Origin of the sequence: Pseudophaeobacter sp. (assembly GCF_048267565.1) — a bacterium.
GTDB lineage: Bacteria > Pseudomonadota > Alphaproteobacteria > Rhodobacterales > Rhodobacteraceae > Pseudophaeobacter > Pseudophaeobacter profundi.
The window spans coordinates 1,284,525-1,307,360 of record NZ_JBLWXG010000001.1; the positions used below are offsets into that span (position 1 = coordinate 1,284,525).

Genomic DNA, 22,836 nt, shown 5'->3' on the forward strand with positions numbered 1-22,836 from the left:
AGCGGATAAATCACGCTGCCAGCTTGTACCTTGTCGGTTGATTGTGCATCAAGAGGCAAGCAATAGGAAAATGTCATGCATCGCCCCCTGCCCCTGATCCTGCTTGGCGCCAGCCTCGGACTTGCATCTCTTGCCGGGTGCAGCAACGTGCCCGAGCTGAACAATCGCCTGACACCAGAGCTGCGCGCCGCAGCCTACCCGCCCCTACGCCCGATAGAAGACCTGATCGCCCCTCAGGCCACCCCAGAAGACGCGGCAGAACAGCTCCAAGAGACACTCAAGGCGCGCAGCGACCGACTGGACCGCCGCGCCGAGGCCCTGCGCCGCGCCTCACAGTAACCAGGCCCTCCAGGAACAACGAAGATCTGACAGCATAGGCTTGCCCGCTTTGCGCCGCTATTTGCGCCGTCTATATCCCGCTTGAGACCTGATTTCCCCAGCTATCCCGCCAGCGCCGTTGCACCCCTTCCCTGAACCCGCTAAGGCGGGTCAACACAGATGGATACGAAAAGGATCTCCGGCTATGACAAAACCGCTTCGTCTTGGGATTGCAGGTTTGGGCACGGTTGGCGTGGGGGTGGTGAAAATCGTCCGCCGCCAGGCTGAAATGCTGGAGATGCGCACCGGTCGCCCTGTGGTGATCACGGCGGTTTCGGCCCGCGACGCCGACAAGGACCGCGGTGTTGCCCTGACCGGCTACGCCTGGGAGAGCGACCCAGTCGCCCTGGCCAAGCGTGACGATATTGACGTTTTTGTCGAACTGATGGGCGGCGACGACGGCCCCGCCAAAGATGCCACCGAGGCCGCGCTGGCCTCTGGCAAGGATGTGGTTACCGCCAACAAGGCGTTGCTGGCCATCCACGGCCAGGCGCTGGCAGAACAGGCCGAGGCAGCCGGCCAGGTGATCCGCTTTGAAGCCGCCGTGGCCGGCGGCATCCCGGTTGTCAAAACGCTCACCGAGGCGCTGGCAGGCAATCAGTTCACCCGGATCATGGGGGTGATGAACGGCACCTGCAATTATATCCTGACCCGGATGGAGGCCACCGGCCAGGGCTACAACACCCTGTTCGAAGAATGCGGTCGCCTGGGCTATCTGGAAGCCGATCCCAATCTGGATGTTGGCGGCATTGATGCCGGCCACAAGCTGGCGCTGCTCTCCTCTATTGCCTTTGGCAGCAAGCCTGCCTTTGAGGATGTGCAACTTCAGGGCATTCAGCGCATCGCCATCGACGATATTCGCCATGCCGCCGACATGGGCTATCGGATCAAGCTGCTGGGCGTTGCACAGCGCAGCCCCCGTGGGTTGGAACAGCGCATGACCCCCTGCCTGGTGCCTGCTGACTCGCCGCTGGGGCAGCTGGAAGGCGGCACCAATATGGTGGTCATCGAAGGCGACGCGATCGAACAGGTGGTGCTTCAGGGCCCCGGTGCCGGTGAAGGCCCCACCGCCAGCGCTGTGCTTGGCGATATCTGCGATCTGGCGCGCGGGCTACGCATCGCAACTTTTGGTCAGCCAGCCAGCTCTTTGCAGGAAATCCCAGCGGCCCAGACCGGCCTTCCCGCCCCCTATTACCTGCGTCTGGCGCTGCAGGACAAACCCGGTGCCCTGGCCAAAGTGGCCGCAGCGCTTGGCAATGCAGGGATTTCCATCGACCGGATGCGCCAATACGGCCACGCGGAAACCACAGCTCCGGTGCTGATCGTGACACACAAGACCACCTCTGCCACGCTGGACGTCGCAATCGAGACCCTTGCCCAGACCGGCGTTGTTGACGGCGCGCCTGTCGCCCTGCGCATCGAAGAGCTCTGACCGGGCTCGCTGCGCGCGCGTCTGGTTGTCAAAGCCTGGATCCAAAACCAGGTCATAAAACATTCAATTGGGCCGCAAACCGGCCCATCCCCTAGTAAAGGCGCGCAAAAATGCTCCATTCGGGGCACAACGCGCGCCTTCCCGCCCTAGCTATCGCTATCATCCCTTGCCCGCCGCCCCCGCAAAGGGGTATTCGACAGGCAACCCGCCCGGATTGTAACAGGATATTGAGTATGACCTCGACCACCACAGACGCCCCATTTCATGATCGCATGCTGTCACTTGGCCTTGCCCGAGTGGCAGAACAGGCCGCACTCGCCTCGGCTTCGCTTATCGGGCGCGGCGACGAAAAGGCCGCAGATCAGGCCGCCGTCAACGCCATGCGCGAACAGCTGAACCTGCTGGACATCAAAGGTGTCGTGGTTATCGGCGAAGGCGAGCGCGACGAGGCCCCGATGCTGTATATCGGCGAAGAGGTTGGCTCTGGTACCGGCCCTGGCGTGGATATCGCGCTGGACCCGCTGGAAGGCACCACGCTGACCGCCAAGGACATGCCCAACGCGCTGACCGTGATTGCCATGGGGCCGCGCGGCTCGATGCTGCACGCCCCCGATACCTATATGGACAAGCTGGCCATTGGCCCCGGCTACCCCGAAGGCGTTGTCTCGCTGGATATGTCCCCGCGTGAGCGGGTCGAAGCCCTGGCAGCGGCCAAGGGCTGCGCCCCTGCCGATATCACCGTCTGCATTCTGGAACGCCCGCGCCATGATGCGATGATCGCCGAAGTGCGTGAAACCGGCGCGGCGATCCGGCTGATCACCGATGGCGATGTTGCCGGCGTGATGCACTGCGCCGAATCGGCAATCACAGGCATCGACATGTACATGGGCCAGGGCGGCGCCCCTGAGGGCGTTTTGGCTGCGGCTGCGCTGAAATGCATGGGCGGGCAGATTTTTGGCCGCCTGCTGTTCCGCAACGAGGACGAAAAAGGCCGCGCCGCCAAGGCAGGCATCACCGATCTCGACCGGATCTATACCCGTGACGAAATGGTGACCCAGGATGTGATCTTTGCCGCGACTGGCGTGACCGGTGGCTCTTTGCTGCCGGAAATCAAACGCCAGCCCGGTTGGGTGGAAACCACCACCCTGCTGATGCGATCAAAAACCGGATCGGTACGGCGCATGTCATACCGCACGCCAGTGGACGCGCTGGAAGCCTGATAAAACAGGCCCGTCACCGCAGCCAGGTTGGGCGGTCTGTCCAGAGTGGCTGTCGCCAGCAAAGAAGTGGCTTGCGCCACGGCCTCCGGCGGGGATATTTTTGGCCAAATGAAGGGCTGGATCCAGGCGGGTCCGGCCCTTTTTCATAGACGAGGATGAGGAGCCATCCATGAGTTTTCTTGGGGTAGAGGCATCGCTGACTGGGCGTCGCTGGCTGGGGCTGGGCATTGATCTGGAGCGCGCGGCGGAACATATGGTACAGCAGACCGGCCTGCCGACGCCGCTGTGTCAAGTCCTGGCCCGGCGCGGCGTGCCCGCCCATGAGGCGGTCGGCTTTCTGACGCCGCAGCTGAAAGAATTGCTGCCCGATCCACGCCATATGAAGGATATGGAACTGGCAGCCGCCCGTTTTCTGCAGGCTGTGGAGATGCGACAGCGCATCGCCATTTTTGCCGATTATGACGTTGATGGCGGCAGCTCTGCTGCGCTCTTGCTGGTTTGGCTGCGCGACATGGGATTGCGGGCCACGCTCTATATTCCCGATCGCATCGACGAGGGCTATGGGCCCAATGATGAGGCCATGTCTGGCCTGGCACGGGACCATGATCTGATCGTCTGCGTCGACTGTGGCACCCTTTCGCATGGGCCGATTGCCGCCGCCAAGGGCGCAGATGTCATCGTGCTGGACCATCACCTTGGCGGTGAAACATTGCCTGACTGCGTTGCGGTGGTGAATCCGAACCGCCAGGATGAAACGGGTGATCTGGGGTATTTCTGCGCTGCTGGCGTGGTGTTCCTGATGCTGGTCGAGGTGCGCCGCCAGGCCCGCGAAAAGGGACTTGCGGCAGGGCCGGACCTGCTGAGCCTGCTGGATCTGGTGGCGTTGGCCACAGTGGCGGATGTGGCGCCGCTGATTGGTGCCAACCGGGCGCTGGTACGTCAGGGGCTGAAGGTGCTGGGGGCCAGGCAACGCCCAGGCCTGGTGGCGCTGGCGGATGTCTCGCGGATGGATGCCGCCCCCTCGACCTATCACCTGGGTTTCTTGCTTGGGCCGCGGGTCAATGCCGGAGGCCGCATCGGCAAGGCGGACCTTGGGGCGCGGCTTTTGTCGACGGACAACCCGCATGAGGCCGCCGCCCTGGCCGAGCGACTGGATCAGCTTAATACCGAACGGCGGGATATCGAAAACGCGGTGCGTGCCGCCGCCATGGAACAGGCCGAGGCACGCGGCTTTGACGCGCCGCTGGTCTGGGCCGCCGGTGAAGGCTGGCATCCAGGTGTTGTCGGGATCGTTGCGTCACGCCTGAAAGAGGCCGCAGGCCGCCCCGCCGTGGTCATTGGCCTGCACAATGGCGAGGGCAAGGGCTCTGGCCGGTCGGTCAGCGGTATCGACCTTGGCGCCGCAATCCAACGCACAGCAGCCGAAAATTTGCTGCTGAAAGGTGGGGGGCACAAGATGGCGGCGGGCCTTACCCTTGCGCAGGACAAGCTGGAGGCGGCGATGGCACGGCTGAGCGACCTTTTGGCGAAACAGGGCGCGGATCAGCTTGGGCCGTCGGATCTGAAGCTGGATGGCATGTTGATGCCCGGGGCCGCCACGATTGATCTGATCGAGCAGATCGAGCAGGCCGGCCCCTTTGGGGCAGGTGCTGCGGCACCGCGCTACGGCTTTCCCGATCTGGCAATTCGCTTTGCCAAACGCATCGGCGAGACCCACCTGAAGCTTTCGCTGACGGATGGGGTTGGCGGCACTTTGGATGCGATCTGCTTTGGTGCCTTTGACACCGCCCTTGGCCCGCGCCTGCTGGACCATGGCGGGGCGCGATTCCATTTTGCCGGTCGGCTTGAAATCAATTCTTGGGGCGGGCGCCAAAGCCCGCAACTGCGCCTGGAAGACGCCGCCGAAACCCAATAATCCTGCCTCAAAGGGGGCTAAACGGAAAGAAATCTACCCACACCAAAAAAACTTACTTTTGATGCCTTTTTTAGCTTGCGGCTTTGGCATAGAGAAACTAAACACCGCTCCACAGCAAGTGGCCCGTTCGTCTATCGGTTAGGACGTCAGGTTTTCAACCTGAAAAGAGGGGTTCGACTCCCCTACGGGCTGCCACTATTCCACCCTTGAAGCAAAATGCCAATCTGGCGCACCTGGCATGATATTTGCCATGCTTCTTGGCATATATGGCTTTTATTCAAACACTTACCGCGCTGCAGAAAAAACGCCGATTTACCAAAATTGCCCCTTGCGCCACCGGCTATGACTAAGTAATACAGCCACACGAAACAGTGGCCCGTTCGTCTATCGGTTAGGACGTCAGGTTTTCAACCTGAAAAGAGGGGTTCGACTCCCCTACGGGCTGCCACTTCCCCACTCTGATTAAGAATAAACGCGGTAACAGCAGTGTTGTATTGCGCTTTGCCCCTGCCTGCAGGGCTGCGCGGCACGCCATAGCCGGGGCCACGACAACGCGCAGCAAAGCCTAGCAACCTGTCAGATTAAAACGGACCGCATCTGACGCGCTGCCTGGGCATCGCCTCGCCACTAGTGCACGCCGTTTGCCACCGTTTCTGGGTCACCTTTTTGCATGCCCTCTTCATAAAAGAGATGCTGCGACCGCCCCGCCCGCTTGGCCGCATAGAGCGCCAGGTCAGCCTGATGCAACATGGCTGCAGCCTCCACCGTGCCAGAATTCCACGTCGACAAAGTGGTGCCAGCGCTGGCTGAAACCTTGCACATCTTGCCACCATAGGGCACTGGCTCTTCCAGTAGGCGGATCAGTCTCTTCGCCAGCCCTGCAAGAACTTTTGGCTCATTAACACCTTCAAATATAATGACAAACTCATCACCACCGACACGAGCAACCGTATCGGACTGGCGAGTGCATTCTACCATGACCCTGGCGACGCTCTGCAAGACTGCATCCCCGGCCGCATGGCCCAGCGTATCGTTGACCTCTTTGAAGAAGTCGAGATCCACATGCATCAAGGCAAAATCCGTGCCCGATCCAATCAGCCGCTCAAGGATGTGATCCATGGCGCGCCGGTTCTTCAACCCGGTGAGCGTATCGGTAAAGGCCTGTTCCTCGGCAGCAATTTTTGCCCCCTGCAGGCGCAGGTTCAACTGACGAGACGCCTCCATCGCGGCAGATTTGGCTTCGACCAGGTAGAGCATTTCGATGGTCAGATCCGTGGGCGAAAAGTCCGCGCTGGTCAGATCGTAGTCGCGCACCGCCTCAAGCACTGAAATCCCAAAAGACAGGTTTATCAGCGCGCCCTTCCCATCCGGCAGCGGGATCAACATGCCTTTCAGGCCGGTTTGGGGGCTGTCACGAAACTGGAGATGCAGTTTCGTGCCGACCGTCTTGACCAGGTCATCCATCGAACGCACCCGGCGCGGGCGTGTCATGTCGAAAATACGGAAGAACCGCTTGCCCGACCAGTCTAGATCGGGGCGCAGTTTCTTCAATGTGGGGCCGACGGAAACCAAGCGCCCAGCAGCATCGACGACCGCATGCATTGGGCACAGGAGATCCATGATCTTCAGAAGTTCAGCGTCATTCATCATAGGCTATGTGCCCCCAGATCAAAGGTCCGCCCTTCGGCAAAATCGGTTTCCACTAGGGTGATCGAAATCACCTCTGCGCCCTCGTCAGTGCCATCCTGGGTGCCACGATAGTCCAAGATCACCAGATCACCGTAGTCATCTGCCATGGCCCGCAACACGCCCATCAGCACAAAGGCAAATCCAGGCAAGCCAGGCTGGCATATCAATTCAAACTGCCCCGGAGAGATTTCTACCAGTTCAAGCGCGGGCAGATGCAGATCCGCCACCGCCAATCGCGCCCGATCAGGCAGATCATCCAAGGAATGCAGGAATTCAACATAGTTTACCCCGCCAAACCGAAGCAAACGGCGCAGGGCTTCAACCTGGGGGTTGGACACCAAAAAGGTACCGGTATCTTCCAGAATTTCAGACAGGGGCCGCTCCTGCGAGCGCTCCAGCGCTCTGAGCATCTTGGTGGATTGCGCGTCCGTATAGAACAGCATGGCTTCAAACTCTGTAAAGCCAAGGTCAGCGGACTCCATAATACTAGCCCACCGGTCTTCCCCGTAGGTACTGACGACAAACGCCTGAATAGCTCTGTTGATCAGACCATGCATAAATTGGCCCCTTGTTACACTGCGCCCATAAATGGCGCCGTATCGTTAATATACACCCAACAACTAAAGTTTTACCGAACTTCAGGGGGAAATCCTGCGAAAACATCTGGTTGGCACACGTAATTACGCCCCCTTATCCTAGCGTTCTATTGCAACCTGAAAAAAATAGATCACCTTGAAATTGCAAATACTTATCCGGGCTCCTCTCTGCTGCCATAAGCCTAGGCCAGGCAAGCAGAACAGACCGCCCCGTCAACTGGAACGCGTCATACCGCGATAAACTCGTTTGAGAAAGAAAAACAATCACCCGCTCCCAAAGAAGTGACAAGACACCCGTGTCGATACAGAAACGGATCAGCCAGCCGCACAGGGCTGGGCGCTCTTGCCAGCTAGAAATCGGTGGGTGCGCCGCCTTCCGATTTACGCCGGGCGACAAAATCCTGCAGCGCCTCTCGGGTTGCGACTTCCATGTCGGGTGGTTCGAACTCGGCCAGGATGTCTTTATAGAGCCTGTTGGCACGCTCTGGCGTCCAGACCGCTCCGGCTGCCTCCCAGGCCTCATAATTGCGCCAGTCACTCAGGTAAGGTTGATAAAAGGCGCTCGCATACCGATCCTGAGTGTGCTGGATGCCAAAGAAATGCCCCTCATGTCCCACCTCTCGGATTGCATCCAGGGCGATATCATCCTCTCCGGTGGCGCAGATCTCTGGCTGCATATAGCGCTGAATCTGCTGCAAGACCTCGCAATCCATGATGAATTTTTCCGGGCTTGCGATCAGTCCGCCCTCTAGCCAGCCGGCCGCGTGATAAACCATGTTGGTGCCGGATTGCACCGCTGCCCAGAGCGAATTGGAGGTCTCCCACATGGCCTGCCCGTCCGGCACATTGGCGGCACAGACCCCGGAAGAGCGCATCGGCAGCCCATAGTAGCGCGCCATTTGCCCGGTCATCTGGGTAGCGCGCATATATTCCGGTGTACCAAAGGCGGGTGCGCCTGATTTCATATCTACATTCGAGGTAAAGGTGCCAATGGCGCAGGGGGTGCCGGGGCGCACATATTGAAACAACGCAATCGCACAGAGAGCTTCAGCCAGAGACTGCGTCACAGCCCCCGCCATCGTCACCGGTGCCATTGCCCCGGCCAGGGTAAAGGGCGTCACGACAACCGCCTGCCCCCGCCGCACCAGTCGCAGACAGCCATCAATCATCGGATAGTCATGCTTTAGCGGCGAGGTGGAATTGATATTGGTGTACATCCGTGGCTTGGCCTCGAATTCCGCATCGCTGAGCCCCCCAGCGATACGCACCATCTCCATCACGTCCTCCACCCGCTCTTTGCCCAGCGAATAGGCATGCATTGCCTTGTCGGTCAGCGTCAACTTATCATAAAGCACGTCAAGGTGCCGCACCGAGGCATGGATATCCACTGGCTCTACCGGGTAGCCGCCAGCAAAGTGGATACAGTTGAAATACTGGGTCAATTTCAACAAATTCTGGCACTGCTCGCGAGAGCCGGCAACCTTCTTGCCAAGATCCAGATCCCAGTAGTTGGGCGGCGAGGAGACATTGCCGAACAGCAGGTTCTTGCCGCCAATAGGAATACTGCGTGCCGGGTTACGAGGGGTGATGGTGAACTCGGGCGGCGCATGCGCCAGCATCTCCATCACAAAGCCCCGATCCATGCGCACAAGGTCACCTTCAACCTGACAGCCGGCCTGTTTGAAGAGCGCCAGCGCCTCTGGGTTGAGGAAAACAACGCCGATCTCTTCGAGAATGCGCATGGCCCCGTCGTGAATGGCTGCAACCCCTTCGGGGCGGAGCGGCTCAATGGGGGGATCAATGTTTTGCGGAATGGACCAGGGCATCTGCTGCAGCGCCGCCTGCCCACGCCGCGCCGCCGCGCCCGCGCGCCCGCCGCCGCGTCGACTGTTGCGCTTTCCAGTAGCACGCGCGATCAGGTTGTCGCTGGGCCCCGCTGCCGCAGAGCCCCCGGAACTGCCACCTGATGGATCTGTTTCGCGGGTCATGAAAGCCTCCTGTGCAAGTGCCAGCGCTGGGATCGCCCGCTGAATGCTGCGCCCCGGGCAACTTTAGCAGGCCCAATCTCGACCCGGCGAACCTGCCCAATTACGACACTTCATGTCGCAAATGAACCATATCACGCAGAGATATCCCTTTTCTGTACAGATGTGCCCAGTTCCACACAGATCGCCCCTCCCCCAGACAAAGGGAAAGACGCCGCCGATATATCTCTCAGGTCATCTGAGGGCAGGCCCTACCGGTCGAGCCAGGCCGGGATTCCGCCAATATGTGGCAAGACCACATCCGCATGGGGTGCTAAATCGTTGTGTTCTGCCATGCCCGTCAGCACCCCAATGCAGGTCATGCCTGCCGCGGCGCCCGCCACCAGATCATGCAGGCTATCGCCCACCATGGCGGTGCGCCCCGGCGCCACACCAGTCGCGGCGCAAAACGCCAACAGCGGATCCGCGTCCGGCTTTGCCCCATGGCCACTGTCAAACCCCGCAACAAATGCAAAACGGTCCAACACCCCGGCGCGCTCCAACTGATCGACGGCCGAGGTCTCTGCGTCATTGGTCATGACTCCCAGCACCTTGCCCCGCGCAAGCAAATCATCCAGGAACGCCGCCAGAGGCACAGCTTCGCACAGCGCGGCTGATCCGGCGCTTTTGGCCAGAAAGCGCTCCAACTCGGACTCGCTCATCTGCGGGACAAAGGGGGCCAGCACCGCCGCCACCTCACCATTGGTACCGGCAATCACCAGACTATCGGGATGAAAGCCGCCGGCGGCGCGGTCAAAACGGATCACTTGGGCCATCGCCTCGGCGCGGGCCTCGTCCCCCTGGCTCAGCTGACCCAGCATATCTGCCGCCCAGGCATTCCAGGTGGCCTTGAATTCAAACAGCGTCCCGTCCTTGTCAAAGAGAAAGGCATCTACCGGCATCATTTATCCTTGCGCGTTGTGATCTGGCGCGAACCGTATCGGCAAACACCCCTGGTGCAAGCCCTTAGTCGCAACCTTTTGGAAATTTGCCCATGTTGGAATTTTGCCCAGAATCGACAGTGGTCTCAGGTCCAGTGAACCTGCGCGCCACCCGGAAGCGCCATCCGCGCCAGCATCGGCGTTTCATAGGCCAAATTGGCCTGATCGCAGAACTGCACCACCCAGGCATCGTCCATAGTTAAGAAATCAAGCACCGAGCCGAGGAACTCAGGATCACCGGCCTGCGCCTTCAAATCCGCCTCTGCGGCGCCGGTTGCCCCCATAAACACCGGAAACAATTCATCATTTGCCATCAGCCAGGCCAAAGCCTGTAGTCCAATGACTTCGGCCTGATCAGCGGAGATCTGCATAGTTGTCCTATTCCTGACATGGTCTCGTCAAATTAGTAAAAATCCGAAACAGTTTATTAACCTGTCTAGCGGAAACTTCCAGTGTAGCGAGTACAAGGCTTGAAAGGCGACCCGCGTGCAAGGAACGATCCTAGTCATAGATGGTATTTCTACCAACCGTATTATGCTGAAGGTTCAGCTGACGGAAGCCTGCTATGGTGTGGAACAGGCCGACTGCGTTGCCGATGCCCTTGAGGCCGCGCGCCACAGCTGCCCTGATCTGGTGCTGACCGCCATGACCCTGCCCGACGGTACCGCCGCGGATGTTAAGAATGCGCTGCGTCAGGATGATATGCTTGCCGATATTCCCGTCATCGCCATCACCCAGTCCAATGCGATTGAACAGCGTCTGAACGCGTTGTCATCCGGGATTGACGATGTGCTGCCACAGCCCGTCGATGATGTCATCCTGCAGGCCCGCATTCGCAGTTTGCTGCGTGCCCGCAGCACCAACGAAGAACTGCACATGCAGCGCGATGCCTCGCATGGGTTTGTGCTGCCTCTGTCGGACCGTGCAGGCCATGCACAGCCCAGCACGGCAAATGTCGCCCTGGTGGCGCAGGATACCAAAACCGCGCAGGCCTGGGCGGAAAGATTGGGTGAAAAACTACCCTATACGCTACAGTGCCACCAATTGAACGATATCAAACTGATGATGAGCGCCCCGGTCGCGGATGTCTTTATCATCGAGCTGAACGAAACATCTGCGGGCCCCGGGCTGCGACTGCTGGCCGACCTGCGCGCCCGCGCCTCTACCCGGAAATCGGTGGTCATCGCGGTGCCCAACCCGGCGGATCCGGTCATCGCCGCCGAGGCGCTGGACCGTGGTGCCCATGACGTCTTGCAGGCGGGGTTTGATGTTGACGAACTGGCGTTGCGGTTGACCACACAGCTTCAGTATAAATCCCGCAATGATCAACTGCGCGACAGCGTTCGCAACGGGCTACGGGCTGCGGTGCAGGACCCGATGACCGGGCTGTATAATCGCCGCTATGCCAAACCCTTTCTGGACCGCACTGCCAAACGCGCCATCGAAAGCAATGGCAGCTTTGCCCTGATGCTGGCAGATCTGGATCACTTCAAGCGGATCAATGACAAATATGGCCACCCCGCTGGAGACGCCGTCCTGATCGAAGCCGCCCGGCGGCTGCAGGCGCAGATGCGCCCCGTCGATCTGGTCGCCCGTGTCGGCGGCGAAGAGTTCATGATTGTGCTGCCCGGCGGCGATGAAATCACTGCGGGCATGGCGGCTGTGGCCCTGTGCAATGCCATCAATAGTCAACCCTTTCATGTGCCCGGCCTTGCCACCCCGATCGACGTTACCATCAGCATTGGCGCAGTGATTGGCCGCGATGCCTGCGGCGCCTCCGCCGCCAAGGACCGCAGCACAATCAGCGTCACTGATATGATTTCGCAGGCAGACCGGGCCCTGTATGATGCCAAGAATGCCGGGCGCAATCAGGTCACCCTCGGCAAACCCTCTCCAGTGGCGGCCTGACGGCAGGCAGCAGTAAAGCCAGCAATCGCAGACAAAACCATGCCGGGCGTGGATCGGATCTGGCGATGCAGCATCATATGATTTGCAAAGGGCTGGAGATCAGCGCTCCAACTGATGTTGCATCCGCTCGGCAAGCCTGCGCCGTTCTGTCAGGCTCAGTCCCTCCAGGCGCTGCCCCCAGACATCGACAACAAGGCGCAAAAATTGATGGGTCTCAACGATATGTGCCTCGAGCACCGCCGCAACCGCCATCCGGTCCAGCTTTTCTGCCTGAAGCAGCGTAATCATCTGGTCCATCTCGGCGCGGCGCCGATCTGCGGCGCTCTGGCTGTCCCCCTCATGCTGTTTCAGCAACCGGTGCATCTCTTGGCGGCCGATGTCCTTGAAGATAAAGCGCCCCAGCATCGGTGGCTTGTCGCGGCGATGCTTGGAGCCATGCGGCGCATCATGGTACCGCCAGGCCGCCCCTGCGCCCAACCCGATCACCGCCAGGTTCAAAGCCAGCGACAGCGCCAACACGATTTTCAGCCAGGGGCGCAGGCCGGGTTTTGGTGTCTGGCTCATTCGAATACCTCATCGCTCATCAGAAAGCTCACGTCATAATCAAGATCCGCAAGCAGCTGCGGCGCATTGGAGGCCGTGGCCAGGCCCGCCACCGGATCGGGCAAGAAAACAGGCGGCGCCAGCCCAAGCCAGAGCCCCACCAGGCACGCCGCTGCCAACCCGCCCAGCGCGGGCCAGCCCCCAATCGCCGCCGTGAATTGCCGCCACAGGCGCTGCTGTCTTGTCCTGGGGTCATTCGCGCTGCCGGTGCTGGGCGTGACCATGCTCTGGTCGCGCTGCATCCTATGTGCATCAGCCAGGATGGTTGCCTGCAAATCGGACGGCAAGGTGGGCCGTGCCTGACGGGCATCGGCAAAGAGATCCTCCAGATCCGCCATCTCACTCAGAGTTTTGTCACCTTCAGACATCGCGATACCCCAATTCCTCTTGGCGGTTGGCAAGGATCTTTGCCAGCGCCCGTTTGCCGCGCGCCGTCAGGCTCTCGACTGCTTCGACGCTAATCTCCATGATCCCGGAAATCTCCGGGTTGGTCAGTTCTTCGATGTGGCGCAGGACCACGGCCTGGCGCTGGCGCTCTGGCAGTTGCATCAGCGCCTGTTGCAGCGCGTCCTGGCGGGCGTTTTCCTGCAATTGATCCGGCGCAGAGCGGGCCGGATCCACCGGTTCTGGAATGGCGTCCAGATCCACATGGCCGCCGCGCTGGCGCCGCTTCAGATCAATGCACAGGTTCATCACCACCCGATAAAGCCAGGTTGAAACCCGTGCCTGCCCTGGCTGCCAGTCCGGCGCCATGCGCCATAGACGCATCATTGCCTCCTGGGTGACATCCTCGGCCTCGGCCCGGTTTCCCAGAACCCGCTGCGCCACACCAAAGGCACGCGGCCCCAGCCTTGCCAGCAGATCGGCGGCGGCCTGAGGATCACCATTGGCATAGAGCACAAGCAACGCGTCATCCGTTGCAGTTGCCCCTGTTGCCCCCCCCGTCGTCGCAGCCGACCGCACCGCAGAAATCGCATCTGACGGGGCAGCGTCCACAACAGGGTCGGCAACGGCGCGCGGCGCGGGCCCTGTCGCAGGCCCGCTCACCGCGCGCCCCTTTGCGGGGCAGGGCCCTGACTGGCCCTGCCCCGCAAGAGAGACCAGCCAAGAGCTATCGGGGGAAAGTGCAACACCCTGTTTCAATCAATCCTGATTTGTCTCATCCGCTCTGTGTTCAGAACACCCATCATGGCCACTACCATGTCCTGCCCTCTGCTTGCCACCGCGATGATGACTCATCTTGCCAAACTCCTCTTGCGAGATGCTGCCATTATCGTCGCGGTCCAGCCGCGCAAACATGTCACCATGATCGCCGCGCTTACCCATTTCCGCCTGGCTCAGCTGACCGTCGTCATCCTGATCCATATGGCGGATCATCGCCGCAACCCGTTTCGCCAGCTGCTCTTGGCCCCTGGCGTGCAACTCCTCTGCAGAAAGCTTGCCATCACCATTGCTGTCAGCTGCACCAAAGCGCGCGGCCTTATGTGCCGCCATCTCTGCCTTGGTGATCTCGCCGTTGCCGTCGCTGTCCAGCTCTTCGAACTGAGCCTTTGGTCCCATCGGACCAAAACCCGGCTTTGCCATGGCGGTTGTCGCCGCAAGCATCGCTGCTGTGGCCAGAATGGCGACAATAGGTTTGGTCTGAATCTTGATCCGTGACATGTTTCTGATCTCCTGTTTGGCCCAAGACAGCCCTGTGCTGCCCAAGACCCAGACTAAACGCGCCATGCGGCGCTTTCCGTCGCGCCCGGCGCAAAATTGTGCAAAATGGCGGCGCGCATACGACCCTGCCGGCGCCGCGGCATCGGGCCGCAGCGATTTGCGCGGGCTTTCCATCGCCAGGCAGACAGGCGATGATTGCGCCACAAGAACAGGATTACCTATGACCGAGTCTCAGGCCTCCCCCGCTGCTGTATCTGCCGCTGTCCATAGTCGCCCCGACCGCGCCACCTGGCCTGCCCTGGCCAAGGGCTGGCGGCGCCGCTGCCCTGATTGCGGCAAGGGCGCGGTGCTGCATTCCTATCTGAAAATGAATGATCGTTGCGATCATTGTGGCTTGGATCTGTCCCAGGCTCGGGCGGATGACGGGCCGGCCTATCTGACCATTTTGCTGGTGGGCCATATCATGGCCCCGCTGTTGCATGTGGTCTATTTCACCTGGCGTCCCGAACCTCTCGTAACGTTTTCAGTATTCTCCATTGGCTGCATTGTCTCTTCTCTCTATCTTTTGCCCAGACTAAAAGGGGTGGTGGTTGCCTATCAATGGGCCCGCCGGATGTATGGCTTTGATACCAAGGACTAACATCCCCTAGGAGACGCAAAAGGGAGAAACCGGCCGATGAGCAAGACTGCATTGCAGGGTGTGACATCCGAAGACCGCAGCGCGATCCGCAATGCGGCAACAATCATCGCGTTGCGCGACCGGATGGGCGATAATCCAAAGGTTCTGATGGGGCAGCGTGGCTCCAAAGCCGTGTTCATGCCCAACAAATTCGTCTTTCCCGGCGGCGCTGTCGATCTGGCCGATGCCACGGTGCCGCTTGCCCAGCCGCTGCCCGCGATCTGCCGCGACCGGTTGGCCGATCAGGCCAGCACCGGGCTGGATCATGCCCTGGCCATTGCGGCCATCCGCGAACTTTGGGAAGAAACCGGGCTGGTTCTGGGCCATCCCGGCACATGGAAGGACACGATCGCCGAGGATTGGCGCGGCTTTGCCGCCACCGGCCATCTGCCCTCGGCTCGGGCGCTGCAGTTTGTCTTTCGCGCGCTCACCCCGCCCGGCCGCCCCCGGCGGTTTGATGCCCGGTTCTTCCTGGTCGACGCGGATGAGATCAGCGGCGATCTGGATGATTTCTCGCGTGCGTCGGATGAACTGTCACATCTGCAATGGATACCGCTGAACAAGGTGCGCAGCTTTGATCTGCCCTTCATAACCGAGGTGGTTCTGGCCGAAGTCACCGGCCGATTGAAGGACCACACCCCACCGCGCAGTGTGCCCTATTTCTGCAACAACGATGAAGAAAGCCTGTTTCTGCGTCTCAAGGGCAGACCAATGCCCAGCTCAGAATAACGCGGGGCGGCTGGCCGGGGCAGGATTACAGGGCCAGCCCCAGTGCCAGAATGGACAGGATCAACAGCGCCATACCGGTAATTTCACGGTGGCTGATCTTTTCCTTGAAAAACAGAAGGGACGCCAGCACCGACAAGAGCAGCTCTACCTGCCCCAGCGCCTTGACATAGGCGGCGTTCTGCAGGGCAAAGGCCCAGAACCAGCAAAACGAACCGCCCAGGCTGGTCAACCCCACCCAGATCGCCACCCGCCGCGCCCGCCAGACACGGGTGATTTCCCCCTGTTCGCGCCAGGCCAGCCAGACCACCATCAGCAGGGTTTGCAGGCTGACCACCGAGGCCAGCGTGACCGCCGCGCGAAACACGGCCGGCAGATCCCCCAACTGCAACGCCGCACCGCGATAGCTGACGGCAGAAAAGGCAAACAGCACCCCCGCCCCCAGCCCCAGCCGAGAGGCCAAATTGGTCAGATGTCGCCACCAGGCCCCGGTGGCATCCGGTGGTCGGGACAGCACCAGAACTGCGCCCAGCCCCAGCAGAATTGCGACCCAGCCCCAAGCGCTGATCCCATCCCCAAGAACCACCAGCCCCAGCAGGGCTGTCTGGATGACCTCGGTTTTTTTGAAGGTGATGCCAACCGCAAAATTACGCTGTTTGAACAGGGCCACCACGCAGACCGTCGCCAGGATCTGTGACAGGCCACCCACCAGGGCAAAGCCCCAGAACAGCCCGCCGAGATGCGGCAGGCTTTGTCCGCTGGCAACCAGATAGGCCGCAAGCCCTGCGATGATAAAGGGTGCCGAATAGGCAAACCTGGCAAAGGTAGCACCGCCCGGCGACAGGGTGACCGTGCTCAGCACCTTTTGCAGCATAAAGCGAAAGGTCTGAAAGGTCGCAGCGGCAATTGTCACGGGAATCCAGGTCAGCATGGCTGCCTTTATGATCCGCTAGTCTTCTGATGACCAGAGCGGATGTGGCACAGGATCCTTGCTGCGTAACAGATACCGCAGAAAGACCTGGCCATAGCTTTTATAGTGATAGCCCTGGTTGATCGACAAAAACAAATCGCGGTTCTCGCGGTAGAGCCGCGGCAGCGCATGCCAGGGGACGCCCGGGTACATGTGGTGGACGATGTGCAGATTGTTGTGCAGGAACAGCCAGGCCAGCGGGCCGCGATCCTCAACCACCACGGTGCGACTGTGGCATTCGGCATGGGCGCGATGTTCCAGAAATGTACGGATCTTGAGCAAGGCCAACCCGATATAGCCGCCAAGGAAGAGCACCCAGAGCGGCGTCGGGCTTGCCAGGGTGATGGTGATGACCACACCCAGGCCCACTCCATGCAGGCCCCAATCGCGCAGCACAGCCCGATATTCCCCGTTGCGGTCCTGCCCCCGCATCAGGCGCCAATCCCCGATCATAAAGCAAATCTGCCCCACAAACGGACCCAACAGCACCCGCCCCAGCAAGGTATTGTTCGCCTGCAGCAGCAACCGGTGCCAGCCCGGCATCTGGGCCCAGACCTCGGGATCCTGAAAGTTGCTTTCGGGGTCGTCATAGGGATCGGTCAGGCGATCATCCCGGTGATGCGCCAGATGGGTGTCGCGAAACCGGCCATAGGGGATGAACAGGGACAGCGGCAAGAATAACAGCGCCTCGTTCCAACCGGGGCGACGAAACGGGTGCCCATGCAGCGCTTCATGGCTCAGCGAGGAATGCAGCGCCGCCAGCCCCCCAAGACAGAGCACGCTCAGCCCCAGCCCAAGCCCCGGCAGCAGGAACAACACCAGCAGCCACAGCCCATAACAGGCCAGTATCAGAACAAGCGTGCCCCACTCCACCCCGCGCGGCAGGGCTGTTGCACAATCCACGCTCCGGTGCGGATCAGACATTTACCCGCCCCCAGGTGATGCGGGTCCAGACCCGCTCATAGATCACGTAGCAGGTAAACCCCAGCGCAGTATTGGCCAGCGCCATGATCCCGCCAAGACTGGCAGATCCAGTGGCCACCACCCCGACGAGCGTCATGGTCGCAAACCCGATTGCGTTCCAGACCAAGGCCTTAACCAGTGATCGCCTGCGGGTTTCCATGTTGCTCTTTCTCCTGCGGATGCCATGCCAGCAGTCGTAGCGCCCCGGACCACGGTGAAGAATTCCGAATATGGTTAACTTTTCCCATCAATGGTGATAATTATCTGCATATGCCGCAAAAAATTGACAAACGCCGCCGTGCCGAACAGTTTCGCCTCCGCCTCAACCGGGCCCTGAGCGAAAGCGGGCTGAGCCAAAGCGCCCTGGCGCGCGACACCGGGGTGGATCGCTCCACCATTTCGCAGCTACTCAAGAATGACGGGGCCCGGCTGCCCAATGCCCATGTGGTCGGCGCCTGCGCTGCGGTGCTGGGGGTCTCTGCCGACTGGCTGCTGTCTCTATCGGACCGCCCCGAAAGCGCCGCAGAGTTGATGGCCGCCAGCATGTCGCTAAGCGAAGCGCCCCGCGCCCTGGTAGATCAGCGGATCTTTGACTGGCACGTAGAGGCAGCCGGCTATAAAATCCGCTATGTGCCTGCGGCGCTGCCCGATATGCTCAAGACCCGGGCGCTGCTGGAATGGGAATATGCGCCGCATCTGGGGCGGACTGCTGATCAGGCCATTGGCGCCTCAGAGGATCGCCTGGCCTGGATGCGCCAGGCGCAATCGGATTATGAAATCGCCATGCCCCTGTACGAGCTGGACAGCTTTGCCCAGGCCACCGGCTATTATGCGGGGCTGCCGCTGGAAATCCGTTTGGAACAGCTGGAACAGTTTGAACGCCTCACCACCCAGCTCTATCCGCGCCTGCGGATATACCTGTTTGATGCCAAGCGGCTGTTTTCCGCGCCACTCACCATCTTTGGCCCGCTGCTCTGCGTCTTTTACGGCGGCAGCCACTATATGGCCTTTCGAGACCGCGAGCGGATCGAGACCTTCACCCATCATTTTGATCAACTGATCCGCGAATCCGATATCACCGCCCGCCAGCTCCCCGGTCGCATTCGCGCCCTGAAGGCAGCCTTGAACACCTAGAGCATGTTGCGCAACATGCTCCGGGCCTCTCGCCCCCTGCGTCAGGCGCGCGCAAGCGCGCCGCTCAGGCTCAAACCGCGGCAGCGGTTTGAGCCTGCCTCGCGCCAACAGAGCCGGTGACGGATCAGACTTTTGGATCTGGGTTTTCGGTATGGCCATCCACTGCGATCACCTGCCCCGACACCAGCCGCGCTGCATCAGAGCCAAGGAAGACCGCCATATTGGCGATGTCCTCCGCCTCCACGAAAGAGCGCATGGAGGTGCCGGACACATAGCCCTGATAGACCTGATCGCGGGTCATGCCCTTGGCTCTGGCCTCGCGGGTCAGAACGCCCTCCATGCGGGGGCCTTCCACCGAACCAGGGCAGATCACATTGGCGCGAATACCGTGGGGGCCCAGCTCCATCGCCAGGGTTTTGGTCAGGCCGATCATCGCCCATTTGGCCGCCGCATAGGGCGCCCGGTTGGGGTAGCCATATTGCCCCGCCGTCGACGAGGTCACGATGATCGCGCCAGCTTTGGCCGCCTTCATCATCGGCGTGGCGTATTTTGCCGCCAAAAAGGCCCCCTCCAGATTGACGCTGACGCAGGCCCGCCAATCCGCCAGTTCCACATCCTCCACCAATGCCGTCGGGCCGGCGATGCCTGCATTGGCACAGAGCACCTCCAAGCCGCCCCAGACCTCTGCGATCTGCGCAAACAAGGCGCTGACCGCGCCCTCATCTGCAGCATTGGCAACCGTGCCGCGCCAGCCCTCGGGCAGGTTTGCAACGGTCTCGGGGTTGAGATCGGTGATCCAGACCTCAAATCCTGCCGCCGAAAACCCCTCGGCAATGGCGCGGCCAATCCCGGCCCCGCCAGCCGTAATCAAAACCCGCTGACGCGGCGATGTCATCGCGGCGCGCCGATGGAACGGCCCAGCCCCTCTGGTGCCGACAGATCCGCATGGGCCTTGGCCAGTTTGGCCAGATTGGCCTCGATATGGGCCGCGGGCGGCGCCGAGCGGCGGGTTTTCAGATCCACATGCAGCAGCATATGTTCCCCGGTGGCCAGCAGCCGGTCGCCTTCGTACATTTCATGCCAGAGGTGCATCTTCTTGCCCGCCCCCATGATGACACGGGTCTTGACCTGAATCGGGTGGCCTGCATGCACTTCGTCGATGTGGCGAATATGGGTCTCGGCGGTAAAATAGCTGCCACCATTGGCGATATATTCAGCATCACAGCCAATCAGCATCATCAAGCGATCGGTGGACTGGGCAAAGGCATCCAGATAGCGGCTTTCGGTCATGTGGCCATTATAGTCGGTCCAGTCCAGTGGCACGATACGGCTCTGGGTCAGCACCGGCTGGCTGAGATCCGCAAGATCCTCAAGCGTGCTGACCAGTCCGGCTGCAGCCTCCAGGCCCTTGTCATGGGCGTTTTGCAGCGCACCCGTGCCCCAGTCATTGGCACCCAAGGCCCGCATCATGCCCACAAGGTTGTCGTCGCGAATACGCTCCATCTCGCGGATCGGCAAATGGCCAGACTGTGCATCCGACTGGCCGGCGATCAGGTCGACCAGCTCTTCGGTGAACTCTGGCACATCCATCAGCTTGGTCCAGGGAGAGGTCAGGCAGGGGCCAAACTGCGCCATGAAATGCTTCATGCCCGCTTCGCCACCAGCAACGCGATAGGTATCAAACAACCCCATCTGCGCCCAGCGAATGCCAAAACCATAGCGAATGGCATTGTCGATCTCTTCTGTGGTGGCGATGCCATCCTTGACCAGCCACAGCGCCTCGCGCCAGACTGCCTCTAGGAAGCGGTCAGCGACATGGGCGTCGATCTCTTTCTTCAGGTGCAAGGGATACATGCCAAGACCCGACAGGATATCCTTGGCCCGCACTGCCACCTGCTCTGAATTGGCGGGGGTTGTCACGACTTCGACCAAGGGCAGCAGGTAAACCGGGTTGAATGGATGTGCCACAAGGATCTGGCCTGCATTGCCACGCCCCTCCTGCAACTCGGAAGGTTTGAACCCGGAGGTGGAAGAACCAATCACCGCATCACCATCGCAGTGTTTTTCCAGTTCAGCATAGACCTTTTGTTTCAGGTCCAGCCGCTCGGGGACGCTTTCCTGGATCCAGTCAGCCCCAGCGACAGCCTCGGCAATTGTCCCATGAAAGCTGAGCCCGCCTTCGGCGGGCAGCGCCACATTGCCCAGACCAGGCAATGAGCGGCGCGCATTGTCCAGCACCTCGCTGATTTTGCGCTCGGCTTCCGGGTCGGGGTCATAGACCTGCACATCCCAGCCATTGAGCAGGAACCGCGCGGCCCAGCCGCCGCCAATAACACCGCCACCGATGATTGCTGCTGTTTTTGTCATAGTTCTTTCCCGCATATTTCGGGTCGCCTCACCGGTAGGTGCTCTGCCACAACACCCAGGAAAGGAGACATTTCATGAGACTTGAATTTCACGTTTTGCCCAGCGAGGTGGTCGAGACCATCCATCGCACGGGTCTTGATTCCTACGGCGATCCTGTCGAACGCCACCCCCGTGCCGAAGCAGGCGGAATGCCCTGTCGCCACTGTCTGTGCCACGTTGCCGAGGGACAGCCCTATCTGACGCTGGCACATCGCCCGTTTCAAACCCGCAACCCGTTTTCCGAGACAGGGCCGATTTTCCTCTGCGCCGAAAAATGCAGGCGGGCCGAGCCTGCGCCGGTTCCACCCGCGATGCTGCAGGCGGATGCCTATATCCTGCGCGGCTACTCGGCTGCGGAACGCATCGTCTACGGCACCGGTGCCGTCACCCCGCGCAGCCAGCTGGTCGACTATGCAGCCAGGTTGCTGGCCCGCCCGGACATTGCCTTTGTCGATCTGCGCAGTGCCAGCAACAATTGCTTCCTCTGCCGCATCCACCGCGCTGATTGATCCAACGGTTATCGATGAGAACCGCGCAGACCTGTGCTGCGCGGCGATCCTCAAACGGCTGTGCATCGGCAGATCACACCGCCACGGGCGCACGTTTGGTCAACCCAAGCTGCGCGCGCACCTCCGCTGGCCCCATCAGCTTGCCGCCCATGTTTTCAATGATGCTGCCTGCCCGTTCCACCAGCTGATAATTCTCGGCCAGCACACCCTTTTCCAGCCAGAGATTGTCTTCAAGCCCGACGCGCACATTGCCGCCCGCCAGCACCGAGGCCGCCACATAGGCCATCTGATCACGTCCCAAGGAGAAGGCCGACCAGTTCCAGCTCTCAGGCACATTGTTGACCATCGCCATGAATGTGTTCAGATCATTGGGCGCGCCCCAAGGTACCCCCATGCAAAGCTGTACCAGCGCAGGGCTTTGCAGGATGCCTTCTTTCTCCAGTTCTTTGGCGAACCAAAGATGGCCGGTGTCAAAGGCCTCGATCTCGGGCTTCACGCCAAGATCGGCCATCATCTGCCCCATGGCCCGCAGCATGCCAGGGGTGTTGGTCATGACATAGTCGGCCTCGGCAAAGTTCATGGTGCCGCAGTCCAGCGTGCAGATCTCTGGCAGGCATTCTGCAATATGCGCCATCCGGGCAGTTGCGCCGATCATGTCGGTTCCGGCCTCATTTACCGGCAGCGGGTTTTCAACATCGCCAAAGACCATATCGCCACCCATGCCGGCGGTCAGATTCAGCACCACATCCGTGTCGCTGTCGCGGATCCGATCGGTCACTTCGCGGTAGAGACCCAGATCGCGTGAGGGCACACCGGTCTCGGGATCGCGCACATGGCAATGCACCACAGCCGCCCCGGCCTTGGCTGCGGCGATGGCGCTCTCGGCGATTTGCGCAGGCGAGCGCGGCACATGTGGGCTGCGATCCTGGCTGCTGCCAGAGCCGGTCACGGCGCAGGTGATAAAGACGTTTTTGTTCATATTCAGAGGCATTTTGGTTTTCCCCGCAATGTACAGGGTTGTGCCTAGAGTTATCCCCAAGCTCTTCCCCAGATTCCTATTTGCTTCACCGCCTAGTCTGCC

At 60.7% G+C, this 22,836-nt stretch carries 24 protein-coding genes and 2 tRNA genes; 11 read left to right on the plus strand and 15 right to left on the minus strand.

Going from position 1 to position 22,836, the window contains the following annotated elements; all coding sequences use genetic code 11:
* Window positions 1–75 precede the first annotated feature (75 nt).
* The 6 genes from ACN0VH_RS06095 to ACN0VH_RS06120 all read left to right on the plus strand — a co-directional run bounded on the left by ACN0VH_RS06095 (window position 76) and on the right by ACN0VH_RS06120 (window position 5,393).
* Entirely contained in the window at window positions 76–339 is a 264-nt protein-coding gene (locus tag ACN0VH_RS06095; protein ID WP_417699918.1) for a hypothetical protein, read from the plus strand.
* Between the two features lie 184 nt (window positions 340–523).
* On the plus strand, window positions 524–1,810 hold the full coding sequence (locus ACN0VH_RS06100; protein WP_278921194.1) for a homoserine dehydrogenase: 1,287 nt from the start codon (window positions 524–526) through the stop codon (window positions 1,808–1,810).
* A 233-nt stretch (window positions 1,811–2,043) separates the two neighbouring features.
* Window positions 2,044–3,030 carry a class II fructose-bisphosphatase gene (gene glpX, locus ACN0VH_RS06105; RefSeq protein WP_417699920.1) on the plus strand — a complete coding sequence of 329 codons (987 nt, stop codon included), beginning with the start codon at window positions 2,044–2,046 and terminating at the stop codon, window positions 3,028–3,030.
* Window positions 3,031–3,199: 169 nt separating this feature from the next.
* Window positions 3,200–4,945 carry a single-stranded-DNA-specific exonuclease RecJ gene (gene recJ / locus ACN0VH_RS06110; protein WP_417699922.1) on the plus strand — a complete coding sequence of 582 codons (1,746 nt, stop codon included), beginning with the start codon at window positions 3,200–3,202 and terminating at the stop codon, window positions 4,943–4,945.
* A 120-nt stretch (window positions 4,946–5,065) separates the two neighbouring features.
* Window positions 5,066–5,140 (plus strand) — tRNA-Glu (locus tag ACN0VH_RS06115).
* 178 nt (window positions 5,141–5,318) lie between these two features.
* Window positions 5,319–5,393 (plus strand) — tRNA-Glu (locus tag ACN0VH_RS06120).
* Window positions 5,394–5,572: 179 nt separating this feature from the next.
* On the opposite strand, the gene ACN0VH_RS06125 is transcribed toward ACN0VH_RS06120, so the two are convergent.
* The 5 genes from ACN0VH_RS06125 to ACN0VH_RS06145 all read right to left on the minus strand — a co-directional run bounded on the left by ACN0VH_RS06125 (window position 5,573) and on the right by ACN0VH_RS06145 (window position 10,566).
* Window positions 5,573–6,595 (minus strand): GGDEF domain-containing protein, encoded by a 1,023-nt coding sequence (locus ACN0VH_RS06125; protein ID WP_278921197.1) that lies wholly within the window; start codon window positions 6,593–6,595, stop codon window positions 5,573–5,575.
* Window positions 6,592–7,191 carry a heme NO-binding domain-containing protein gene (locus ACN0VH_RS06130; protein ID WP_278921198.1) on the minus strand — a complete coding sequence of 200 codons (600 nt, stop codon included), beginning with the start codon at window positions 7,189–7,191 and terminating at the stop codon, window positions 6,592–6,594. Before ACN0VH_RS06130 ends, ACN0VH_RS06125 begins: the two co-directional genes overlap by 4 nt.
* A gap of 389 nt (window positions 7,192–7,580) precedes the next feature.
* Window positions 7,581–9,218, minus strand: a complete 1,638-nt coding sequence (locus ACN0VH_RS06135) for a trimethylamine methyltransferase family protein (protein ID WP_417699923.1) — start codon at window positions 9,216–9,218, stop codon at window positions 7,581–7,583.
* Window positions 9,219–9,466: 248 nt separating this feature from the next.
* Entirely contained in the window at window positions 9,467–10,156 is a 690-nt protein-coding gene (locus tag ACN0VH_RS06140) for an HAD family hydrolase (protein WP_278921451.1), read from the minus strand.
* Window positions 10,157–10,281: 125 nt separating this feature from the next.
* Complete coding sequence (locus tag ACN0VH_RS06145) at window positions 10,282–10,566, minus strand: DUF3572 domain-containing protein (protein WP_278921199.1); 285 nt, start codon at window positions 10,564–10,566, stop codon at window positions 10,282–10,284.
* Between the two features lie 115 nt (window positions 10,567–10,681).
* Here ACN0VH_RS06145 and ACN0VH_RS06150 point away from each other — a divergent pair, with 115 nt between their 5' ends.
* Complete coding sequence (locus ACN0VH_RS06150; protein ID WP_278921200.1) at window positions 10,682–12,103, plus strand: diguanylate cyclase; 1,422 nt, start codon at window positions 10,682–10,684, stop codon at window positions 12,101–12,103.
* Window positions 12,104–12,202: 99 nt separating this feature from the next.
* Here ACN0VH_RS06150 and ACN0VH_RS06155 read toward each other — a convergent pair whose 3' ends face one another.
* From ACN0VH_RS06155 to ACN0VH_RS06170, 4 genes are all read right to left on the minus strand, one after another.
* Window positions 12,203–12,667 carry a periplasmic heavy metal sensor gene (locus ACN0VH_RS06155; protein WP_417699925.1) on the minus strand — a complete coding sequence of 155 codons (465 nt, stop codon included), beginning with the start codon at window positions 12,665–12,667 and terminating at the stop codon, window positions 12,203–12,205.
* Window positions 12,664–13,074 carry a hypothetical protein gene (locus ACN0VH_RS06160; RefSeq protein ID WP_278921202.1) on the minus strand — a complete coding sequence of 137 codons (411 nt, stop codon included), beginning with the start codon at window positions 13,072–13,074 and terminating at the stop codon, window positions 12,664–12,666. Before ACN0VH_RS06160 ends, ACN0VH_RS06155 begins: the two co-directional genes overlap by 4 nt.
* Window positions 13,067–13,678 carry an RNA polymerase sigma factor gene (locus ACN0VH_RS06165; RefSeq protein WP_417700006.1) on the minus strand — a complete coding sequence of 204 codons (612 nt, stop codon included), beginning with the start codon at window positions 13,676–13,678 and terminating at the stop codon, window positions 13,067–13,069. The genes ACN0VH_RS06160 and ACN0VH_RS06165 overlap by 8 nt, the downstream gene beginning before the upstream one ends.
* A gap of 171 nt (window positions 13,679–13,849) precedes the next feature.
* Window positions 13,850–14,368 (minus strand): EF-hand domain-containing protein, encoded by a 519-nt coding sequence (locus ACN0VH_RS06170; RefSeq protein WP_417699927.1) that lies wholly within the window; start codon window positions 14,366–14,368, stop codon window positions 13,850–13,852.
* Between the two features lie 220 nt (window positions 14,369–14,588).
* Here ACN0VH_RS06170 and ACN0VH_RS06175 point away from each other — a divergent pair, with 220 nt between their 5' ends.
* Window positions 14,589–15,008, plus strand: a complete 420-nt coding sequence (locus ACN0VH_RS06175; RefSeq protein ID WP_278921204.1) for a DUF983 domain-containing protein — start codon at window positions 14,589–14,591, stop codon at window positions 15,006–15,008.
* Between the two features lie 36 nt (window positions 15,009–15,044).
* On the plus strand, window positions 15,045–15,776 hold the full coding sequence (locus ACN0VH_RS06180) for an NUDIX hydrolase (RefSeq protein WP_417699928.1): 732 nt from the start codon (window positions 15,045–15,047) through the stop codon (window positions 15,774–15,776).
* Window positions 15,777–15,801: 25 nt separating this feature from the next.
* Here ACN0VH_RS06180 and ACN0VH_RS06185 read toward each other — a convergent pair whose 3' ends face one another.
* Genes ACN0VH_RS06185 through ACN0VH_RS06195 form a run of 3 tightly spaced genes read right to left on the minus strand, consistent with a single transcriptional unit; the run spans window position 15,802 to window position 17,866 of the window.
* The gene (locus ACN0VH_RS06185; protein ID WP_278921206.1) at window positions 15,802–16,704 is read right to left on the minus strand and encodes an EamA family transporter; all 903 of its coding nucleotides are present in this window, start codon (window positions 16,702–16,704) and stop codon (window positions 15,802–15,804) included.
* Between the two features lie 18 nt (window positions 16,705–16,722).
* The gene (locus ACN0VH_RS06190; protein ID WP_417699929.1) at window positions 16,723–17,667 is read right to left on the minus strand and encodes a fatty acid desaturase; all 945 of its coding nucleotides are present in this window, start codon (window positions 17,665–17,667) and stop codon (window positions 16,723–16,725) included.
* Complete coding sequence (locus ACN0VH_RS06195; RefSeq protein ID WP_278921208.1) at window positions 17,660–17,866, minus strand: DUF2061 domain-containing protein; 207 nt, start codon at window positions 17,864–17,866, stop codon at window positions 17,660–17,662. Before ACN0VH_RS06195 ends, ACN0VH_RS06190 begins: the two co-directional genes overlap by 8 nt.
* 110 nt (window positions 17,867–17,976) lie before the next feature.
* Here ACN0VH_RS06195 and ACN0VH_RS06200 point away from each other — a divergent pair, with 110 nt between their 5' ends.
* A complete protein-coding gene (locus tag ACN0VH_RS06200) occupies window positions 17,977–18,840 on the plus strand; it encodes a helix-turn-helix domain-containing protein (RefSeq protein ID WP_278921209.1) in 864 nt (287 codons plus the stop codon).
* A 124-nt stretch (window positions 18,841–18,964) separates the two neighbouring features.
* On the opposite strand, the gene ACN0VH_RS06205 is transcribed toward ACN0VH_RS06200, so the two are convergent.
* Window positions 18,965–19,735 (minus strand): SDR family oxidoreductase, encoded by a 771-nt coding sequence (locus ACN0VH_RS06205; RefSeq protein WP_417699930.1) that lies wholly within the window; start codon window positions 19,733–19,735, stop codon window positions 18,965–18,967.
* Entirely contained in the window at window positions 19,732–21,207 is a 1,476-nt protein-coding gene (locus tag ACN0VH_RS06210) for a carnitine 3-dehydrogenase (RefSeq protein WP_417699931.1), read from the minus strand. Before ACN0VH_RS06210 ends, ACN0VH_RS06205 begins: the two co-directional genes overlap by 4 nt.
* Window positions 21,208–21,281: 74 nt before the next feature.
* On the opposite strand from ACN0VH_RS06210, the gene ACN0VH_RS06215 reads away from it, so the two are divergent.
* On the plus strand, window positions 21,282–21,755 hold the full coding sequence (locus tag ACN0VH_RS06215) for a DUF1203 domain-containing protein (protein ID WP_417699932.1): 474 nt from the start codon (window positions 21,282–21,284) through the stop codon (window positions 21,753–21,755).
* Window positions 21,756–21,828: 73 nt separating this feature from the next.
* On the opposite strand, the gene bcoG is transcribed toward ACN0VH_RS06215, so the two are convergent.
* Entirely contained in the window at window positions 21,829–22,746 is a 918-nt protein-coding gene (gene bcoG, locus ACN0VH_RS06220; RefSeq protein WP_278921213.1) for a 3-dehydrocarnitine:acetyl-CoA trimethylamine transferase BcoG, read from the minus strand.
* Window positions 22,747–22,836: the final 90 nt, after the last annotated feature.

What these genes read in the sequence shown, in the direction of transcription:
- ACN0VH_RS06095 (WP_417699918.1), top strand. Translation starts at nt 76, where the DNA reads ATGCATCGCCCCCTGCCCCTGATCCTGCTTGGCGCCAGCCTCGGACTT.
- ACN0VH_RS06100 (WP_278921194.1), top strand. Translation starts at nt 524, where the DNA reads ATGACAAAACCGCTTCGTCTTGGGATTGCAGGTTTGGGCACGGTTGGC.
- glpX (WP_417699920.1), top strand. Translation starts at nt 2,044, where the DNA reads ATGACCTCGACCACCACAGACGCCCCATTTCATGATCGCATGCTGTCA.
- recJ (WP_417699922.1), top strand. Translation starts at nt 3,200, where the DNA reads ATGAGTTTTCTTGGGGTAGAGGCATCGCTGACTGGGCGTCGCTGGCTG.
- ACN0VH_RS06125 (WP_278921197.1), bottom strand. Translation starts at nt 6,595, where the DNA reads ATGATGAATGACGCTGAACTTCTGAAGATCATGGATCTCCTGTGCCCA.
- ACN0VH_RS06130 (WP_278921198.1), bottom strand. Translation starts at nt 7,191, where the DNA reads ATGCATGGTCTGATCAACAGAGCTATTCAGGCGTTTGTCGTCAGTACC.
- ACN0VH_RS06135 (WP_417699923.1), bottom strand. Translation starts at nt 9,218, where the DNA reads ATGACCCGCGAAACAGATCCATCAGGTGGCAGTTCCGGGGGCTCTGCG.
- ACN0VH_RS06140 (WP_278921451.1), bottom strand. Translation starts at nt 10,156, where the DNA reads ATGCCGGTAGATGCCTTTCTCTTTGACAAGGACGGGACGCTGTTTGAA.
- ACN0VH_RS06145 (WP_278921199.1), bottom strand. Translation starts at nt 10,566, where the DNA reads ATGCAGATCTCCGCTGATCAGGCCGAAGTCATTGGACTACAGGCTTTG.
- ACN0VH_RS06155 (WP_417699925.1), bottom strand. Translation starts at nt 12,667, where the DNA reads ATGAGCCAGACACCAAAACCCGGCCTGCGCCCCTGGCTGAAAATCGTG.
- ACN0VH_RS06160 (WP_278921202.1), bottom strand. Translation starts at nt 13,074, where the DNA reads ATGTCTGAAGGTGACAAAACTCTGAGTGAGATGGCGGATCTGGAGGAT.
- ACN0VH_RS06170 (WP_417699927.1), bottom strand. Translation starts at nt 14,368, where the DNA reads ATGTCACGGATCAAGATTCAGACCAAACCTATTGTCGCCATTCTGGCC.
- ACN0VH_RS06175 (WP_278921204.1), top strand. Translation starts at nt 14,589, where the DNA reads ATGACCGAGTCTCAGGCCTCCCCCGCTGCTGTATCTGCCGCTGTCCAT.
- ACN0VH_RS06180 (WP_417699928.1), top strand. Translation starts at nt 15,045, where the DNA reads ATGAGCAAGACTGCATTGCAGGGTGTGACATCCGAAGACCGCAGCGCG.
- ACN0VH_RS06185 (WP_278921206.1), bottom strand. Translation starts at nt 16,704, where the DNA reads ATGCTGACCTGGATTCCCGTGACAATTGCCGCTGCGACCTTTCAGACC.
- ACN0VH_RS06190 (WP_417699929.1), bottom strand. Translation starts at nt 17,667, where the DNA reads ATGTCTGATCCGCACCGGAGCGTGGATTGTGCAACAGCCCTGCCGCGC.
- ACN0VH_RS06195 (WP_278921208.1), bottom strand. Translation starts at nt 17,866, where the DNA reads ATGGAAACCCGCAGGCGATCACTGGTTAAGGCCTTGGTCTGGAACGCA.
- ACN0VH_RS06200 (WP_278921209.1), top strand. Translation starts at nt 17,977, where the DNA reads ATGCCGCAAAAAATTGACAAACGCCGCCGTGCCGAACAGTTTCGCCTC.
- ACN0VH_RS06205 (WP_417699930.1), bottom strand. Translation starts at nt 19,735, where the DNA reads ATGACATCGCCGCGTCAGCGGGTTTTGATTACGGCTGGCGGGGCCGGG.
- ACN0VH_RS06210 (WP_417699931.1), bottom strand. Translation starts at nt 21,207, where the DNA reads ATGACAAAAACAGCAGCAATCATCGGTGGCGGTGTTATTGGCGGCGGC.
- ACN0VH_RS06215 (WP_417699932.1), top strand. Translation starts at nt 21,282, where the DNA reads ATGAGACTTGAATTTCACGTTTTGCCCAGCGAGGTGGTCGAGACCATC.
- bcoG (WP_278921213.1), bottom strand. Translation starts at nt 22,746, where the DNA reads ATGCCTCTGAATATGAACAAAAACGTCTTTATCACCTGCGCCGTGACC.